Source organism: Saccharopolyspora karakumensis, assembly GCF_004349225.1.
GTDB lineage: Bacteria > Actinomycetota > Actinomycetes > Mycobacteriales > Pseudonocardiaceae > Saccharopolyspora > Saccharopolyspora endophytica.
In genome coordinates, this window is sequence record NZ_SMLA01000015.1 from 44923 (window position 1) to 62588 (window position 17666).

Below are 17666 nucleotides of genomic sequence, written 5' to 3' on the forward strand. Positions count from 1 at the left end.
ACGCAGGTGTCGCCGGCGCAGGTCGGTGGCGCGGCGCTGGCGTCGGTGACGGCGGCCTTCCTGGGCTCCCGGCTCGGCGTCGCGGGAACCGTCGTGGGCGCGGGTCTGACCAGCGTGATCATCACGATCGGCGGCGCGCTCTACCAGCGGTCGATCGAGAAGACCCGGGAGAAGGCGGTGGTCGCCGCCGCGCGGGCCTCGGTGCTGCGGCAGCGCAGGACCCAGTCCACCCAGGTCTCGGGGGCCGAGGAAGCGACCCGGAAGATCCAGGTCACGGGCTTGCAGTGGCCGGGCGGGGAAGCCGTCGAGGAGCCCGCCGCCGAGCGTTCCGGCACCCGGACCGTGCTCTCCCCGCCGGTGCCCCGCCGCAGGTGGGGGCGCTGGACCCTGGTCGGTGCGACGTGCGCGGCGGTGTTCGCGGTGAGCATGCTGCTGGTGACCGGGTTCGAGGGCCTCACCGGCCGCCCGCTGTCGGGCGGTGACGGCACGACGCTCGGCCGGGTGCTCCAGCCCGCGCCGCGGGCTCCGGTCAGAGCCGAGCCCGTCGAGCCCACGACCAGCGAACCGGTGCCGACCAGCGAGACGCCGTCGCCGGAACCATCCGCTCCGCCGGCCAGCTCGCAGAAACCCGCCCCGAGCGTGCCGCCGACGCAGCCGCCGACGCAGCATCCGAGCGAAACCGGTTCGCCCGCAACGCAATCATCGACCACCGAACCCACACCCGAGTCGGTCGCTCCGGGAGTGCCGCTCCGATAAATGCGAAAAACGGTGAAATGCACCTCATTCCGAGGTTGATCGAAAATCAATCGGAGTTGTTTTGCGCACATTGCGCTAAAAGCTGGATGTGATTCCCCTGAGGAAATCTGATACTGGACCGGCGACGGGGCCTTGAGAGATCAGGTCATGACAAGGGAGACACGAGATGAAACGTAGACTCGCGGCTCGCATTGCCGGGACCGTTCTGGTCACCGCGGGCACGGTCGCCGCGCTGACCATGCCGGCCACCGCCACCGCACCCACCGCCGTCCCGGTGGCGGGCACGCTGCTCGACGCGATGCAGCGCGACCTCGGCCTCACCAAGGAGCAGGCCCTCGACCGGCTCCAGCTCGAGTCCGCCGCTCAGCGCACCGAGAGCACCCTGCGCGACGCTTTAGCCGACTCCTTCGGCGGCGCCTACTTCGACTCCGCCACGGGCAAGCTCGTGGTCGGCGTGACCGACGCGGCCCGCTCCGAGCAGGTCCGCGCCGCGGGTGCCGAGGTCCGCCAGGTCGCCTTCAGCACCAAGCAGCTCAACGGGGTCGTCGACGGCCTCAACGCCGGCAAGGCGCAGGCGCCGAAGAGCGTCACCGGCTGGTACGCGAGCAACAAGCAGAACGCCGTCGTCGTCACCGTCAAGCCGGGTGCCGCCGCCGAGGCCGCGCAGTTCGCGCAGGCCGCGGGCGTGCCCGCCGAGGCGGTGAAGGTCGTCGAGTCGCAGGAGCAGCCCCGGACGCTGATGGACGTCGTCGGCGGCAACGCCTACTACATCGGCAGCGGCGCTCGCTGCTCCGTCGGTTTCGCCGTGGAGGGCGGGTTCGTCTCCGCCGGCCACTGCGGCGGGACGGGCGACACCACCACCGAGCCCAGCGGCACCTTCGAGGGCTCGTCCTTCCCCGGTGATGACCACTCCTTCATCTCCGTCGGCACCGACGACAGCCCGCAGGCCGCGGTGAACGACTACAGCGGCGGCACGGTCGCCGTGGCCGGATCCACGGAGGCCTCGGAGGGCGCGTCGATCTGCCGCTCCGGTTCCACCACCGGCTGGCACTGCGGCGCGCTGGAGGCCAAGAACCAGTCCGTGCAGTACGAGCAGGGCACCGTCGAGGGCCTGACCCGCACCGACGTCTGCGCCGAGCCGGGCGACTCCGGTGGCTCGTTCATCTCGGGCGACCAGGCCCAGGGCATGACCTCGGGTGGTTCGGGCGACTGCACCAGCGGTGGCACGACCTACTTCCAGCCGGTCAACGAGGCCCTGTCGGCCTACGGCGTCTCCCTGCTGACCCAGTGATCGGTGACAGCGGCTCCCGCTGACACCCGCGTTCGCGCACGACGACCCCCGGGATCTTCGGTCCCGGGGTCGCTCGTCGTCAGGTCAGGGGAGCCGTGCCCGCAGGTCGCGGGCGGCGGCTTCCGGGTCGTCGGCGGCGGTGATCGCGCGGACCACCACGATGCGCTCGGCACCCGACTCGATCGCCTCGTCGAGGTTCTCGGGTCCGATGCCGCCGATGGCGAACCACGGACGGCCGTGCCCCCGGTGCTCGGCGGTGTGCCGGACCAGGTCGATGCCCGCGGCCGGACGGCCGGGCTTGGTCGGAGTCGTCCACACCGGCCCGGTGCAGAAGTAGTCCACGCCCGGCTCGGTCGCCGCCGCGTCGGCCTGGGCGATGTCGTGCGTGGAGCGGCCGATCACCACCTGGTCGCCGACGATCCGGCGGGCGATGTCCACCGGCAGGTCGTCCTGGCCCAGGTGCAGCACGTCGGCCTCGGCGGCCATCGCGACGTCCGCGCGGTCGTTGACCGCCAGCAGAGCGCCGTGCCGCACGCAGGCCTCGGCCAGCACCTCCAGCGCGGCGAGCTCGTGGCGGGCCTCCAGCGGAGCACCGCCCGTGCCCTTGTCGCGCAGCTGGATGATGTCGACACCACCGGCGAGCGCGGCGTCGGCGAACTCCGCGAGGTCACCTCGCTCGCTGCGAGCGTCGGTGCACAGGTACAACTTCGCCTCGGCGAGGCGCGCGCGAATCCCGAAGCCGTCCAATCCAGGCATGTCCCCAGCCTAAAGCCTGTTTCGTGGATGCTTTGCTTTGCGGTGCGGGTAGCGGAACCTGAGCGGTTCCGTGGACTCCGTGCGCCGCTCCTGATGTATGTCCAATGCACGGCGTCCCGGCGTGCTCGCCACGAAACCGCTGGAGAACCCGCGGCGGTGCCGGCTGAGTCCCACACCTGAAGCAGCGGCTCCGCGGTCTTCCTCAGCAGATCCTCCGGACCAGGCGCTGACGTCGCGATCTGTTGACGGGTACGGTGGACGGTGGTGAGCACGGGAGCCCGGCGGACCGGGCTGAGAGGGAGCGCAGGGCTCCGACCGTCGAACCTGATCCGGGTCATGCCGGCGCAGGGAGCGTGGAGTTGTCTGAGAAACGAACCGATCATGTCGTGGTGGTGGGCGGCGGAGTCGTCGGCCTGTCGGTGGCCTGGCGCGCCGCTGCGGCCGGCAACCGGGTGAGCCTGGTCGACCCGGCCCCCGCCTCAGGTGCCTCGTACGTCGCGGGCGGGATGCTCGCGCCTCTCGCCGAGGCGTGGCCCGGCGAGGAAGAACTGCTCGAACTGGGCTCGACGTCGCTGAACCGCTGGCCGGACTTCGCTCACGAGCTCAGCCGCGCGGCCGGGCTGCCGTCCGGGTTGCGCACCGAGGGCACGCTGATGTTCGGCGTCGACGGTGCTGACCGCGAAGAGCTCGACAACGTCGCCGGGTACCTGGCCGGGCTGGGCCGCAGCGTGACCCGGCTGACGGGACGCGAGCTGCGCAGGCGCGAGCCCTCGCTGGGCCCCGCGGTGCGCGGTGGCCTGGAGGTGCCGGGTGATCTCGCGGTGGACAACCGGCTCGCGCTGACCGCGCTGCGCGCAGCAGCGGAAGCCGCGGGCGTGCAGTTCGTCGCCGAACGCGCCGAGGCGGTCCGGCCGGGCGCGGTCGAGCTCGCCGAGTCCACTGTGGAGTGCGATGTCGCGGTGATCTCCGCAGGCGCGCACTCGGGTTCGCTGCACCCGGCGCTCGCCGACCGGATCCGCCCGGTCAAGGGCGAGATCCTGCGGCTGCGGCGACGAGCCACCGCGCTGCCACCGCCGACCCGCACCGTGCGCGGTCCGGTGCGCGGCAGGCCCTGCTACCTGGTGCCGCGCGACGACGGGGGAGTGGTGCTCGGTGCCACCCAGCACGAGGTCGGCTTCGACACCGAGGTCACCGTCGGCGGCGTCCGCGACCTGCTCGCCGACGCCGAGATCGTGATGCCGGGCATCGCCGAGTACGCGCTGGTCGAGGCCACTGCCGGGCTGCGCCCGAGCACCACCGACAACCTGCCGGTGATCGGCTGGCTGGAGCCGGGAGTGCTCGCCGCCACCGGACATCACCGGGGCGGGTTCCTGCTCACGCCGGTCACCGTCGACGCCGTGCTGGCGCTGCTGCGCGGCGAAGAGCCGGAACCGCTGATCAAGGCCACCGATCCGAGCCGTTTGGGAGGGCAGCAGTGAACGTCGTGATCAACGGCGACGCGCGGGAGGTCGCCACCGGCGCCACCCTCGCGTCCGTGCTGGACGACTTCGGCGTCCCGGAACGAGGCGTGGCCGTGGCGCTGGACGGCGCGGTGGTGCCGCGCGCGTCGTGGCCCACCACGGCGCTGCACGCCGACGCCACCATCGAAGTCCTCACCGCAGTGCAAGGAGGGTGACCGTGGACGACCCATTGCTGATCGCCGGCCGCGAGTTCGGTTCGCGCCTGATCACCGGGACCGGCGGGGCGAACAACCTCGCCGTGCTGGAGCGCGCGCTGATCGCCTCCGGAACCGAGCTGACGACCGTCGCGATGCGCCGCGCCGACGCCGGTGGCGGCACCGGTGTCCTCGACCTGCTGCGCAAGCTCGGCATCGAGGCGCTGCCCAACACGGCGGGCTGCCGCACCGCCGCCGAAGCGGTGCTCACCGCGCAGCTCGCCCGCGAAGCCCTCGAGACCAACTGGGTCAAGCTGGAGGTGGTGGCCGACGAGGACACCCTCCTGCCCGACCCGATCGAGCTCCTGGACGCGGCGGAGCAGCTGGTGGACCAGGGTTTCGTCGTCCTCGCCTACACCAACGACGACCCGGTCCTGGCGCTGAAGCTGGAGGAGGTCGGCTGCGCGGCGGTCATGCCGCTGGGCTCGCCGATCGGCACCGGACTGGGCATCCGCAACCCGCACAACATCGAGATGATCGTCTCCCGCGCCACCGTCCCGATCGTCCTCGACGCGGGCATCGGCACGGCCTCGGACGCGGCCCTGGCGATGGAGCTCGGCTGCTCGGCGGTCCTGCTGGCCACCGCCGTCACCCGCGCTCAGGACCCGGAGCGCATGGCCACGGCCATGCGCAGCGCCGTCGAAGCGGGCCGCCTCGCCTCGCAAGCGGGCCGGATCCCCCAGCGCTTCTGGGCCCAAGCCTCCAGCCCGGGCACCCCGATGAGCTGATATCCCGAACACCCACCCTGACAGCACACCCGGACGCGGGGAGCGTTCCAACGTCGCGCGACGCCCGGACGTTCCCCGCGTCCGGGCGTGTCGCACCAGGTCAAGGGCCGAATCCGGGGTCGTTTTCGAGTTTCGCGCGAAATTCGAGCGCGAAAGTCCCGACTCGAACTTCGCGCGGCATCCGAACGGCCCGGCCTAGCGGATGTGGAGGCGTTCGGGGCGGACGAAGCTGATCGTGTAGCTCTTCCAGGGGTTGTCGTAGCCGAAGGTCCGGTCGATGGCCTGGCGGGCGTGCAGGGCGTTCTCGACCAGGGAGCTCGCCAGGAGTTCCGAGGCCGGGGCGCCGCTCGCCGGGATGTCGGGGATCTTCGCCGTGGACTTGCCGCCCAGCAGGTCGTCGACCGCGCGCAGCGCCGGGACCGCGACCTTGCGCTCCTCGGCGGGGCGGAAGGCCAGCGTGGCGACGTCCTGGCGGAGCGCGTCGAGCGCGATCGCCGCGGCGCGGGTGGCGTGGTTGTCGTCGGTCTCCTCGCCGGTGCCGTCCAGCAGCGCGGGCATGCCCAGCAGGTCCTGGGTGCGGCGCAGCGCCAGCACGTTCGCGGCCTGCAGCGCCTTCGGGAGATCGGCGCCCTGGCCGGAGGCGCGGACGCTGCGCAGCAGCTCCGAGACCGACCAGACGGTGGAGCGGACCGCGCCGCGCACGTCCGGGACGATGCTGCTCGGCAGCACCAGGTAGCTCACGTAGCCGACGATCAGCGCGATCGCCGCACCCACCGCCGTGTTGGCGGCGAAGCTGATCCCGACGTTGACCAGCGGGCGGTCCAGCGCCATCGCCTGATCCACCACGGTGATCACGATCAGGCAGCCCAGCACCACCTGGTACTCGGCGCGCAGCCTCGGCATGTTCAGCAGCATTCCGCCGACGACCAGCGGGACCAGCAGGTAGGCGCCCGGCAGCAGGGTGATCAGGATGGCCAGGGCGGTCACGCCCAGCACCGCGCCACCGGTGCGTTCCAGCGCGCCGGTCATGCTGTCGCGCGCCGCCGGGGCGAGCACCACGTACAGCGCGAGCAGCAGGCTCGACGCCGACGGGTCGCGCAGCAGCAGCACGATCACCATGCCGACCGCGACCGCCAGCGTGCAGCGCAGCGCGTGCCGGAACAGCGAGGACCGGAACGACAGGTGCGCGCGCACCGCGCCCAGCAGCCGCTCCCGCAGGGCGCCGTCCTCGGCGGGCGGCACCGGGCTCTCGTCGCGGTTGACCACGGCGGCGCGGATCCGGTCCAGGCCCTGGTTCACGCCGGCGACGGCGTCGGGCATGTCCTGCCGCCCGCCTCGGGCGATGACGGCCTGGGCGGGGTCGCGGCGGGCGGCCATCGGCAGGCCGGTGCAGGCGCGGGAGCGGATCGCGCGGGCGAGCTCGGCGGCGACCTGGTCGGCCTCGGCGACGATCTCGCGGAGCCGTTCGGCCTCGATCCGGTCGCTCTGCTGGGCCTGCGCGAGCAGCGTCTCGCGGGCGGCGCGGAACCGGGCCGAACCGGCCAGCACCTGTCCGAGCCAGGTGCTGGAGCCGTCGGCGCGCCACGCGGCGGCGGCTGATTCGAGCACGCCGGGACCGGGTGTCAGCAGCGTCCGCGCCACCGCGACGCGGGTCGCGTGCCCGGGGTCGCCGACCCCGATGATCACCCGCAGCAGCAGAGCGAACAGCCCGCCGGCGACCGTCGAGGCCAGCAGGACCAGGAACGGCTGGTCGTTGCCGATGCCGGTCGTGGTGGTCACCAGGGTCGCGGCGGCGAAGATCTGCCCGCCGATGCGGTAGTGCTCACCCAGCGCGGGCAGCATCCCGGTGCCGAACACGACCACCGCGACGGCGAGCCCGGCCAGCGCCGGGACCTTGGTCAGCATCGGGCCGACGGCCATCATCAGCACCAGCGCCGGTGTCAGCCACATGAACCGGCGCAGATCGGAGCGCAGCGCCTGACCGCTGGTGGCGGTCAGCGCCAGCACGGTGGTCAGCGCTCCCAGCAGCACCGGGGTCTGCAACTCGAAGAACCAGCCCGCGAACGTTCCGGCGATCACGGCGAGCACCACCAGCAGCACGTACTGGCGCTGCCGAGGATCCGGCGCACCCGCCTCGGTGGCCATCCATCCCCGTGCCCTTGTCAACACCGCTCTAGCCACGCTCTCGCAAACCCCTGTCGTCCCTCGCCGCGCCCTCCAGGTTCCATGCCTGGAGTTACGCCCCTCTTCAACATATGTCGACGAGTAGCACCTATCGGGTTACAGGATGCGGACGAGAATCACTCAAATGATTGGTCAGTACGAGCGAGGGCTGATCCGCCAGAAGGTCGAGACCGGTCCCACGCCGGAGCCGAGCGGGTAGGCGTCGGCGACGCTGCGGGTGACGAACCGCTTGCCACCGCGCACCGCGTCCGGCATCGAGGCGCCCTTGGCCAGCGCGGCGGTGATCGCCGAGGCGAACACGTCGCCCGCGCCGTGGGTGTGCTCGGTGGCGTAGCGCGGGCCGGGCAGCTCGATGGACTCCGTGCCGTTGAAGAGCAGGTCGACGCACTCGGGGTCGTCGGGCAGGTGACCGCTCTTGATCAGCACCCACTCCGGCCCGTAGGCGTGGATCGCCTTGGCCGCGTCCAGCAGGTCCTCGCGGGTGCGCGCGTCGATGCCGGTGAGCAGCCGCACCTCGTCGAGGTTCGGGGTGACCAGCGTGGCGCGGGGGAACGCCCGGTGGCGCAGCGCGTCGAGCGCGTCGGTCCGCAGCAGCGGTTCACCGCTGCGCGACGCGGCCACCGGATCCACCACGAACGGCGTCCGGCCGCCGCGGCCGATCCCGTGCCGGTCGCAGGCGTCCAGGACCGCGTCGATGGTGGCGGCCGAGGCGAGCACCCCGGTCTTGGCCGCGCCGACGCCGATGTCGGAGGCCACCGCGTCGATCTGCGCGGCCACCGTCTCCGGCGGGATCTCGACCAACCCGGTCACGCCGACGGTGTTCTGCACGGTCACCGCAGTCACGGCGGTCATGCCGTGCACCCCGCAGGCGAAGAAGGTCCGCAGGTCGGCGTGCATGCCCGCACTTCCGCCGGAATCCGATCCGGCGATGGTCAGCGCGGTGGGCGGAGCAGTGCTGTCGTGCATTCCCCGAATGCTACGTGCCACGTGATCCCTTCAACCGCGTAGCCGCTGACGCCTCGATGGTTTCCGGATAGGCTCGTGACCAGGCAGATCGCAAGATCGTCAGAGGCGGTGAGTGCTGTGCGTGATGACCACAGGAGGTGGTCGCGCTATGAATGCTGCTCCGGCACCGTCGTACTCGACGTGGGACGAGTTGGTGCAGACCTGGCAGCACCTGGACCTGCCGGACGAGGCTTGGCGCGCGGAGATCGTTGAGGAGACCATCGTCATGTCCCCGCCGCCGGGTTATCCGCATAACGCAATCGCGGCTCGTGTGCAGCGAGCACTGGACCGGTCCATACCGGATGAACGGGGTGTCTTTCAGACTGCGGGAGTGGCGATGCCGCTTCGGTGGTGCCTGTTCCTTCCGGACATCGCAGTGATTCCGTTCGGTGAGTTGCCGGGTGATGACACCCCGGCCCTGTGCCGGTGGAACCGGCGTTGCTGGTCGCGGAGATCACCTGGAAGAGCAACGCCGATGTCGACCGCAAGGAGAAGTTGTGGGCCTACGGACAAGCAGAGGTGCCGCTGTACTTGTTGATCGACCGCTTCGCTGAGGGCGGCCCGGCGGTCTTCCTGCACTCGGATCCGCAGGACGGCAGTTACCGCAAGCGCGAGCTCTTTCCGTTCGGAAAGCCGGTCGAGCTGCCGGCGCCGTTCGACCTGACCATCCCCACCGACGAGTTCTGACGCTGGGGCGGCCCCGGTGGAGCCGCCCCAGCACTGCGTCAGTCCTTGGCCGCGAGCGGCAGGTAGACCTCGCCGCCGGTGCGGGTGAACTCCTCGGACTTCTCCGCCATACCGGCCTCGATGGCTTCGACGCTGGTCAGCCCGTGCTCCTCGGCGTACTTGCGGACGTCCTGGGTGATCTTCATCGAGCAGAACTTCGGGCCGCACATGGAGCAGAAGTGGGCCGTCTTCGCCGGTTCCGCGGGCAGCGTCTCGTCGTGGAAGGCGCGTGCGGTGTCCGGGTCCAGCGACAGGTTGAACTGGTCGGTCCAGCGGAACTCGAAGCGGGCGGTGGACAGCGCGTCGTCCCGCTCCTGGGCACGGGGATGCCCCTTGGCCAGGTCGGCGGCGTGCGCGGCGATCTTGTAGGTGATCACGCCCGTCTTGACGTCGTCCCGGTTCGGCAGGCCGAGATGCTCCTTGGGGGTGACGTAGCAGAGCATCGCGGTGCCGGCCTGGGCGATCATCGCCGCGCCGATGCCGGAGGTGATGTGGTCGTAGGCCGGTGCGATGTCGGTGGTCAGCGGTCCGAGCGTGTAGAACGGCGCCTCACCGCACAGCTCCTCCTCCAGCCGCACGTTCTCCGCGATCTTGTGCATCGGCACGTGGCCGGGACCCTCGATCATCACCTGCACGTCGTGCTCGCGGGCGATGTGGGTGAGCTCGCCGAGGGTCTCCAGCTCGGCGAACTGGGCGCGGTCGTTGGCGTCGGCGATCGAGCCCGGACGCAGGCCGTCGCCCAGCGAGAACGTCACGTCGTAGGCGCGCAGGATCTCGCACAGCTCGCTGTAGTGGGTGTAGAGGAAGCTCTCCTTGTGGTGCGCCAGGCACCAGGCCGCCATGATCGACCCGCCGCGCGAGACGATCCCGGTCACGCGCTGGGCGGTCAGCGGGACGTAGCGCAGCAGCACGCCCGCGTGCACGGTCATGTAGTCCACGCCCTGCTCGCACTGCTCGATCACGGTGTCCCGGTAGATCTCCCAGGTCAGCGAGGCGGGATCGCCGTCGACCTTCTCCAGCGCCTGGTAGATCGGCACGGTCCCGATCGGCACGGGGGAGTTGCGCAGGATGCGCTCGCGGGTCTCGTGGATGCGCTTGCCGGTGGACAGGTCCATCACGGTGTCGGCGCCCCAGCGCGTCGCCCACACCATCTTCTCCACCTCCTCCTCGATCGAGGAGGTGACCGCGGAGTTGCCGATGTTGGCGTTGACCTTGACCAGGAAGTTCTTGCCGATGATCATCGGCTCGCTCTCCGGGTGGCACCGGTTCGCCGGGATCACCGCGCGGCCCGAGGCGACCTCATCGCGCACGAACTCCGGCGAAACCCCTTCGCGGTGCGCGATGAACTCCATCTCGCGGGTGATCGCGCCCGCCTTCGCCCAGCCCAGCTGGGTGCTGTGCTCTCGTCCGTCCTGCCATCCCGCTCGCGTTCGAGGTAGTCCACTGTGGACGTCCACGGTGGCGTTGTCATCGGTGTACGGCCCTGACGTGTCGTAGACGTCGAGGTGCTCACCGTTGGTCAGCTCGATGCGGCGGAACGGCACTCGCAGCCCGGTTTCGGTGCTGCTGAAGACCTTTCGGGATCCCTCGATGGGTCCCGTGGTGATTCCGGATGCGTTCGGATACACGTCGGCCATTGCCGTCCACTCCCTACGCCGGCATTACCCGGTCAGGTTCGTGCGGTCGGCGACCCCGGAGTTCTCCAGTCGCCCTCTCAGCCCGCTCTTGGTGCGAGCTCCCGCGGATTGACTTGTTCGTGGCCGAGGCTACGGGCATGCGGCGGTCGATGACAACAGGTTCATCCGTCCGGCCGCACCCGGCTCACTCGGCGAACGGGTCGCCCATCTCGGCCGGGTCCCAGCTCAGGCCGGGCACTCCCCACTCGTTGCGCTTGATCATCTTCTTGGCCGCGCGGGCGTGCCTGCCGGTGAGCCGGTCCAGGTAGACGTAGCCGTCGAGGTGGTCGGTCTCGTGCTGCAGGCAGCGCGCGAAGAACCCGGTTCCCTCGACCTCCACCGGCTTTCCGTCCACATCGGACCCGGTGACCTTCGCCCAGCTCGCCCGGCCGGTCGGGTACGACTCGCCGGGGACCGACAGGCAGCCCTCCCAGTCGTCGTCCGGATCGGGCATGGTCTCCGGGATCTCCGAGGTCGTCAGCTCGGGGTTGATCACCGAACCGCGGTGCTGCACGCCCTCGTCGTCCGGGCAGTCGTAGACGAACAACCGCAGGTCGACGCCGATCTGGTTGGCTGCCAGGCCCACGCCGTTCGCGGCGGCCATCGTCTCGAACATGTCCTCGACGAGAGCGCGCAGCTCGTCGTCGAAGCGCTCCACCCGTCGAGTCGGGTTGTGCAGCACGGGGTCGCCGTAGACGCGGATGGGGTGAACAGCCATGCGCGGACTCTATCGGTTCCCCAGGCGGCCCGGCCGGGTGCGCTCTTGCGCGAGAAACAGGGGTGTGATCGGCTCACCGTCCGGATCACGGCATGGTTCAATTGGGCACCGGGAATGACAGCCGTGTGATTCTCCGCGACCGAATCGCGAGGCGAGGAGCCGGATGGACGCCGCTCAGATGCTGACCGCGCAGGAGATCGCCCGTCAGTGCGAACAACTCGCGCGCATGCACGGGCGTCCGCAGGCGCCGGAGCGTCGGAGGCTCACCCTCGCCGAGCCGATCACCCAGCCCATCGAGCGGATCGTCGAACCGCCGCCGGACGAGCCCGAACCGGGCCCCGCGGACCGGGGTCTGACCGATCGGGAGCTGGGCATCCTCGCCTTCGAAGCGCAGTGGTGGAAGCGCTCGGGCAAGAAGGACATCGCGATCCGGGAACTGTTCGACATGTCCGCGTCGCGGTACTACCAACTGCTCAACACGCTGCTGGATTCCCCCGCCGCGTTCAGCGCGGACCCTATGCTGATCAAGAGACTGCGCAAGGCACGGGCGGCACGACAGCGCGCGAGGGCCGCTCAACGACTGGGAATCGAGTTGCACTGATGAGTGTTGGGGAACCGTCCGGCGGGCCCGGCGGGGCCAAGCTGATCGGCATGGGTCTGATCGGAGTCGGCGTGCTCGCGGCCGTGTTCGGGACCGTGACCCTGATGTCCGGCGAGTCCTCGGACACCGCCCAGCCGCTGCTGCAGGAGCCCACCTCGCAGGTGCAGCCGTCGCCGAAACCCGCGCCGTCCCCGGTCGTTCCGCCGGTGCAGCCGCCGCCGGCCCAGCCTCCGGCCGCGCAGCCGCCGGTGGTCCAGCCCCCGGTGGCTCAGCCGCCGGTCACCGAGAAGCCGGGTTCGGGCAACGCCCAGGCGCCGGGTTCCGGGCAGGACGTGCCGGTCGGGTCCGGGGAGGGCAGCGAGCAGATCATCGTGCGGGTCTACAACAACTCGACGATCTCCGGGCTGGCGCACCGCGCCGCCGAAGACCTGCGCAAGGCCGGGTACGACGTGCCCGAGGTCGGCAACTACGCCAAGGGCAAGATCCCGACCACCACGGTCTACTTCCGCCCCGGCACCGACGAGGAGCGCCAGGCCAAGGAGCTCGCCGCCCGCATCGGCGCCCGCGCCGACGCCCGCTTCGACGGGATACAGGACGCCACGCCGGGCCTGATCGCCATCATCACCAACGACTACAAGGGTCCTTCAACAGGAAAGTGATCTTCGGTCGTGTGGCGTGGCGGAACCTGACACGCCGCCTGGACTCCGTGCGCCACTCCTGATGCACGCCGATGCACGGCGTCGCGGCGTACTCGCCAGAGGACGTGTCAGAACCCGCGGCGGCGGTGCCGGTTGCCCGGGTGGGGCGAGGAGGAAGCGGCTCCGCCGCTTGGCGGTCGCCGACCCGTCAGCGGTGGTTCTCGGCGTAGGCGGCGAGGGTGTCGAGCTGGGCCTGGTCCAGGGACGGGCGGACCGCCTCGCGGGCGGTGGCGAGGTGAGTGGCGGTGACCTCGGCCGCGGTGATGGATTCCCGCATGGCCGTGAGCGCTGCCTCGCGGACCAGGGCCGTGCAGTCGGCGGCCGAGTAGCCGTCGAGGGTTCCGGCCAGCTCCGCGAGGTCGACGTCGTCGGACAGCGGGGTGTTCTTCGCCGCCGCGGTGAGGATGGCCTGGCGGGCCTCGGCGTCCGGCGGCGGGACGTAGACGAGGCGTTCCAGGCGGCCGGGGCGCAGCAGCGCCGGGTCGATGAGCTCCGGGCGGTTCGTGGCGGCCAGCACCACGACGTCGCGCATCGGTTCCACGCCGTCGAGCTCGGTGAGCAGGGACGCGACCACCCGGTCCGACACGCCTGAGTCCGAGGACTGGCCGCGTCGCGGCGCCAGCGCGTCCACCTCGTCGAGGAAGACCAGCGCGGGCGAGGCGCCCCGGGCGCGCAGGAACAGCTCGCGGACGGCGCGCTCGGACTCGCCGACCCACTTGTCCATCAGCTCGGCGCCCTTGACGGTGAGCACGTTGAGCCGGCCGCTGCCCGCCAGCGCCCGCACGAGGTAGGTCTTGCCGCAGCCGGGCGGGCCGTAGAGCAAAACACCGCGCGGAGGCTCGACTCCCAGGCGCGTGAAGGAGTCCGGGTACTGCAGCGGCCACAGCACCGTCTCGGTGAGGGCCTGCTTGACCTCGGTCATGTCGCCGACGTCGTCGAAGGTGAGCCCGCCGGTCTGCAGGTTGTCCGATGTGGACATCGAGATCGGCCGCACCGAGGTCAGGGCGTCCAGCAGGTCCTGGCGGCGGATTCGCGGGTCGGCGGGGTCGTCTCGGTGCCGCAGCGCGGCGCCCAGCGCGGCTTCCCGGCCCAGCGCCAGCAGGTCGGCGGCGACGAAGCCCGGTGTGCGCTCGGCGATTTCGGCGAACCGGATGTCCTCGTCGAGCGGGGCGCCGCGCAGCAGCACGCCGAGCAGGTCGGCGCGGGTGGTGTCGTCGGGCAGTCCGATGGTGAGCTCGCGGTCGACCAGGCCCGGTTCGCGCAGCCGCGGATCGACCGACTGCGGGTTCGAGCTGGTGACGATCACGGCCAGCTCGTCGCGGCCGATGGCGTCGCGGATCGTCTCCAGGGCGACGGTGGCCAGCGGCGGCGGGTCGGACTCCGGCAGCAGCGCTTCGACGTCGGTGAGCAGCAGGACCCCGTCGCCGGAGGCGGCGGTGGCGCGGTCGACGGCGTCCCGCAGCCGGGTGGCGGCGGTGCGCGCCTCCAGGGCGGCGATGGTCGGGGCGGCGACCTCGACGAGCTCCGCGCCGATCTCAGCGCACACGGCGCGCACCAGCGTGGCCTTGCCGACTCCGGGCGGGCCGCTGATGAGCGCGCCCAGCCGGGGTTCGGCGCCGAGCCTGCGCAGCAGCTCGGGCTGGTCGAAGGCCAGCCGGAGCCATTCGGTCAGGCGGCGCGCGGTGTCGCGCGAACCCACCAGGTCGGTCACCGGCACGGGGGCGTGCGGCTCATCGGCGGGCTCGGGTGCCGGGGACTGCGCTGGGGACTCGGTTGCGGCGGAGTTGTTCTCGGACTTCGCGCCGTCGATCCACTCGACCACTGTGGACGATTGGACGGCCACGGCTCCGGCGGGCTCGGTCGCGGCGACGGTGATCAGCTCGTTGGTCCAGGTCAGGCCGATGGCGGCGGACATCTGGCGCCGCACCTCACCTGCGCGGGACGAGGAGGACGGGGAGAGGTCCTGCGGCAGCAGCGACACCGCGTCACCGAGGGAGAAGACCTTGCCGGTCAGCGCCAGCCGGGCGGTCTCGGGCGAGACGGTCGCTCGCGCCATCCGCGACCCGGTGATCGAGACCCGCTTGGCGACCTCCACCTGCGCCGGTGCGACGGCCACGGACGAGCCCTCGGTGACCCCGAGGTTGAGCAGCGCGACGTCGTCGAGCAGCAGGAACCCGGTGGGTGAGGTGCTCTCCGCGGCGGCGGCAAGGGCGACGGTCTCGCGCGCGCCGGTGAGGCGCACCGCGCTCCACGGTCGCAGGTCCAGGGCGTCCAGCACCTCGGGGTGCAGCCGCACGACCCCGCGCCGGGTGTCGCGGGCGGACGTGGAGACGCGGGCGGTCAAGCTGATCGAAGCCACCCCACCGACCCTAGCCGCTCGCAGCGGAAGACGACGGGGTCAGCGGTGGTGGGGCGAGGGGCGGTTCTGGTCCGAACCGCCCGTGATCGATGTTCTCGTCGCCTGGGCGGTTCGGACCGGAACCGCGGCGTGGCTCAGTAGTCGTCGCGGTTGCGGCGGAGTTCGAGGCGGCGCCAGCTGCGCCGCGGGTGCCCGGGTCCGGTGGGGCGGCGGGGGAGTCGCACGCGACGCGCGGCACCGGCCACGCTGCGGCGCAGCGGAGGGCGGATGCCCAGCCGGCGCTGGGTGTTGCGGCGGATCGCCCGGCGCTCCCGGGGAGCGGCGTCCCACGCCTCCGGGTGCCGCGAGAGCCACTGGTAGCGGTAGACCGCGTAGGGCACGTGCAGCAGGTACAGCACCATCGCGACGGCCAGCGAGATCAGCGGGAACACCACGACCAGAGCGGCCAGCAGCGCGACGCCCACCAGCAGCGGGGCCACGAACTTCGGCGGGACCTTCACCGTCTTCAGCGACAGCGTGGGCACCCGGCTCACGGCCAGCGCGGCGATCAGCACCATCCACACCATGACCACGCTCTGGTTGGCCCACCAGCCCGGGTAGCCGAAGTGCGCGGTCAGGGCGAGCGGCAGCAGCGCCAGCAGCCCGGCCGCGGGGGCGGGCACGCCGACGAAGAACTCCTTGGTGAACGGCGGCTGCTCGGCGTCGTCGAGCAGCGTGTTGAACCGGGCGAGCCGCAGCACCATGCAGACCGCGAAGATCAGCGACACCACCCAACCGGCCCGGTTGTCCTGCATGTGCCAGGCGTAGAGCGTCAACGCCGGGGCCACGCCGAAGGACATCGCGTCGGCCAGCGAGTCCAGCTCGGCGCCCATCTTGGAGGTGGCGTCGAGCAGCCGGGCGATCCGGCCGTCGAGGCCGTCGAGCACCGCGGCGACGGCGACGGACCCGATCGCGAAGGTCAGCTGCCCGTTGAGGGCGAACTGGATCGCGGACAGGCCCGCGCACATGGCCAGCACGGTGATCGCATTGGGCAGCAGCCGGACGCCGGGGGTGGTCCGCATGCTCATCGGTCGCGCTTCCCCCTGGGCAGTTCGGCGAGCGGGGTCTCGCCGCCGATGGTGCGCTGGCCGGGCTCGACCAGGACCTTGCTGTCGGCGGGGACGTAGAGGTCCACGCGGGAGCCGAACCGGATGAGGCCGTAGGTGTTGCCCGCGGTCGCGGTATCGCCCTCGGCGACCTCGCAGACGATGCGGCGGGCGACGAGCCCGGCGATCTGCACGACGGCGACGCGGGTGCCGTCCGGGGTGCGGATGGCCATCGAGTTGCGCTCGTTGTCCTCGCTGGCCTTGTCCAGGTCGGCGGAGAGGAACTTGCCCGGCCGGTAGACGATCTTGTCGATCTCGCCGCTGACCGGGACGCGCTGGACGTGCACGTCGAAGATGGTCAGGAAGGTGCTGATGCGGATCATCGGCGTCTCGCCGAAGCCGAGCTCGGCCGGCGGGACGGCGCTCTCGACGTGCGCGACGGCGCCGTCTGCGGCGGCCACGGCCAGGCCCTCGCGGGCCGGGGTGGTGCGGGCGGGCTCCCGGAAGAACCACGCGCACCAGGCGGTGAGCACGGCGCCGATCACGCCCAGCGGGCGCCAGATGCGGCGGAGCACCAGCGTGGCGACGGCGGCGCCGATGACGAACGGCCTGCCTGCCGGGTGCATCGGCGGAACGGTGTCCTTGGCCAGCGCGATCAGGTGCGCCAGCGGGCTCTCTTGGGTGCTGCTCATCGAGGTAGTCGCGCCCCTGCGTCGGAGGTCATGTCAGCGCGGCGCGGTAGTCCTGCCTGCGCCGCAGACGTACAGCATCGCGGACGCCTCGTTCCCACCGTCGCCAGGGGGCGCAGTCGATCAAGAACAACCCACATGACCTGCACGTATCTCAAACGGAATGCTACCGCCCGCCCGACCAAGGGTCACACGTACGGGTGAAGCATCCCAACCGTCGGGCAAGCGGCGAAGCCGCTTTCTCCTCCACCACCCTCGCAGTCGGCACCGCCGGGGTTCTGAGCGGCTTCGTGGCGAGCACGCCGCGACGCCGCCGTGCATTGGCCATACATCAGGAGTGGCGCGCGGAGTCCACGGAGCCGCTCAGGTTCCCCCACCCGCACCGCCAAGCAGTAAGGACCAGAACCCCTACAAGAGAACAAAGAGGCCGTTCGGCGCCTCCCCGTAGGTGCCGAACGGCCTCTTTGATTTCGGGTCCGTGCGCCCCCCGACGGCGCACGGCCCTCTTTTCGCGGTCCGCGACACCCGGCAAGCGAGGGTGCCGTTGCGGACACGAAGGAGACGGAGGTGATCAACGTTTCGTGACGCGGTTTCTAGTGTAATTGAGTTCACAGCATCTCCGTAGCCGCTAACGGAGGACGTTGGGAACGCATTCAGTAACTCCGCGTCAACAAGACGCC

16 protein-coding genes and 1 riboswitch are annotated in these 17666 nt (G+C 71.2%); of the genes, 8 read left to right on the forward strand and 8 right to left on the reverse strand.

All coding sequences use genetic code 11. The features are described 5' to 3' along the window. The first annotated feature begins 6 nt into the window (after positions 1-6). Positions 7-756, forward strand: a complete 750-nt coding sequence (locus E1202_RS12960; protein WP_132683265.1) for a hypothetical protein — start codon at positions 7-9, stop codon at positions 754-756. A 166-nt stretch (positions 757-922) separates the two neighbouring features. Then, complete coding sequence (locus E1202_RS12965) at positions 923-2047, forward strand: S1 family peptidase (protein ID WP_132683267.1); 1125 nt, start codon at positions 923-925, stop codon at positions 2045-2047. Between the two features lie 84 nt (positions 2048-2131). Here E1202_RS12965 and thiE read toward each other — a convergent pair whose 3' ends face one another. Next, the gene (gene thiE / locus E1202_RS12970) at positions 2132-2803 is read right to left on the reverse strand and encodes a thiamine phosphate synthase (protein ID WP_132683269.1); all 672 of its coding nucleotides are present in this window, start codon (positions 2801-2803) and stop codon (positions 2132-2134) included. A 260-nt stretch (positions 2804-3063) separates the two neighbouring features. Further along, positions 3064-3171, forward strand: a riboswitch (TPP riboswitch). Here thiE and thiO point away from each other — a divergent pair. From thiO to thiG, 3 genes are all read left to right on the forward strand, one after another. After that, on the forward strand, positions 3163-4281 hold the full coding sequence (gene thiO / locus E1202_RS12975) for a glycine oxidase ThiO (RefSeq protein ID WP_132683271.1): 1119 nt from the start codon (positions 3163-3165) through the stop codon (positions 4279-4281). (Overlaps the previous riboswitch by 9 nt.) Further along, entirely contained in the window at positions 4278-4478 is a 201-nt protein-coding gene (gene thiS, locus E1202_RS12980) for a sulfur carrier protein ThiS (protein ID WP_132683273.1), read from the forward strand. The genes thiO and thiS overlap by 4 nt, the downstream gene beginning before the upstream one ends. Positions 4479-4480: 2 nt before the next feature. Continuing rightward, a complete protein-coding gene (gene thiG / locus E1202_RS12985) occupies positions 4481-5245 on the forward strand; it encodes a thiazole synthase (RefSeq protein ID WP_132683275.1) in 765 nt (254 codons plus the stop codon). A gap of 195 nt (positions 5246-5440) precedes the next feature. Here thiG and E1202_RS12990 read toward each other — a convergent pair whose 3' ends face one another. Together E1202_RS12990 and thiD are read right to left on the reverse strand one after the other, a co-directional pair. Continuing rightward, positions 5441-7390 carry an FUSC family protein gene (locus E1202_RS12990; RefSeq protein ID WP_235878204.1) on the reverse strand — a complete coding sequence of 650 codons (1950 nt, stop codon included), beginning with the start codon at positions 7388-7390 and terminating at the stop codon, positions 5441-5443. 171 nt (positions 7391-7561) lie between these two features. Continuing rightward, positions 7562-8395, reverse strand: a complete 834-nt coding sequence (gene thiD, locus E1202_RS12995; RefSeq protein WP_132683279.1) for a bifunctional hydroxymethylpyrimidine kinase/phosphomethylpyrimidine kinase — start codon at positions 8393-8395, stop codon at positions 7562-7564. Positions 8396-8854: 459 nt separating this feature from the next. Here thiD and E1202_RS32595 point away from each other — a divergent pair, with 459 nt between their 5' ends. Continuing rightward, a complete protein-coding gene (locus E1202_RS32595; protein ID WP_268952318.1) occupies positions 8855-9121 on the forward strand; it encodes a Uma2 family endonuclease in 267 nt (88 codons plus the stop codon). Between the two features lie 38 nt (positions 9122-9159). On the opposite strand, the gene thiC is transcribed toward E1202_RS32595, so the two are convergent. Together thiC and E1202_RS13010 are read right to left on the reverse strand one after the other, a co-directional pair. Then, the gene (gene thiC, locus E1202_RS13005) at positions 9160-10797 is read right to left on the reverse strand and encodes a phosphomethylpyrimidine synthase ThiC (protein WP_132683280.1); all 1638 of its coding nucleotides are present in this window, start codon (positions 10795-10797) and stop codon (positions 9160-9162) included. A gap of 184 nt (positions 10798-10981) precedes the next feature. Further along, positions 10982-11554, reverse strand: a complete 573-nt coding sequence (locus E1202_RS13010) for a peptide deformylase (RefSeq protein WP_132683282.1) — start codon at positions 11552-11554, stop codon at positions 10982-10984. Between the two features lie 292 nt (positions 11555-11846). Between E1202_RS13010 and E1202_RS13015 the strand changes: the two genes are divergently transcribed. After that, complete coding sequence (locus tag E1202_RS13015) at positions 11847-12155, forward strand: DUF3263 domain-containing protein (protein WP_235878223.1); 309 nt, start codon at positions 11847-11849, stop codon at positions 12153-12155. Continuing rightward, positions 12155-12814, forward strand: a complete 660-nt coding sequence (locus E1202_RS13020) for a LytR C-terminal domain-containing protein (RefSeq protein WP_132683285.1) — start codon at positions 12155-12157, stop codon at positions 12812-12814. The genes E1202_RS13015 and E1202_RS13020 overlap by 1 nt, the downstream gene beginning before the upstream one ends. A gap of 187 nt (positions 12815-13001) precedes the next feature. On the opposite strand, the gene E1202_RS13025 is transcribed toward E1202_RS13020, so the two are convergent. The 3 genes from E1202_RS13025 to E1202_RS13035 form a co-directional block, all read right to left on the reverse strand. Next, a complete protein-coding gene (locus E1202_RS13025) occupies positions 13002-15212 on the reverse strand; it encodes an AAA family ATPase (protein ID WP_132683287.1) in 2211 nt (736 codons plus the stop codon). 134 nt (positions 15213-15346) lie between these two features. Then, positions 15347-16279 carry a CDP-diacylglycerol--serine O-phosphatidyltransferase gene (gene pssA / locus E1202_RS13030; protein WP_132676642.1) on the reverse strand — a complete coding sequence of 311 codons (933 nt, stop codon included), beginning with the start codon at positions 16277-16279 and terminating at the stop codon, positions 15347-15349. Beyond that, the gene (locus E1202_RS13035; protein WP_132683289.1) at positions 16276-16989 is read right to left on the reverse strand and encodes a phosphatidylserine decarboxylase; all 714 of its coding nucleotides are present in this window, start codon (positions 16987-16989) and stop codon (positions 16276-16278) included. The genes pssA and E1202_RS13035 overlap by 4 nt, the downstream gene beginning before the upstream one ends. Positions 16990-17666 lie beyond the last annotated feature (677 nt).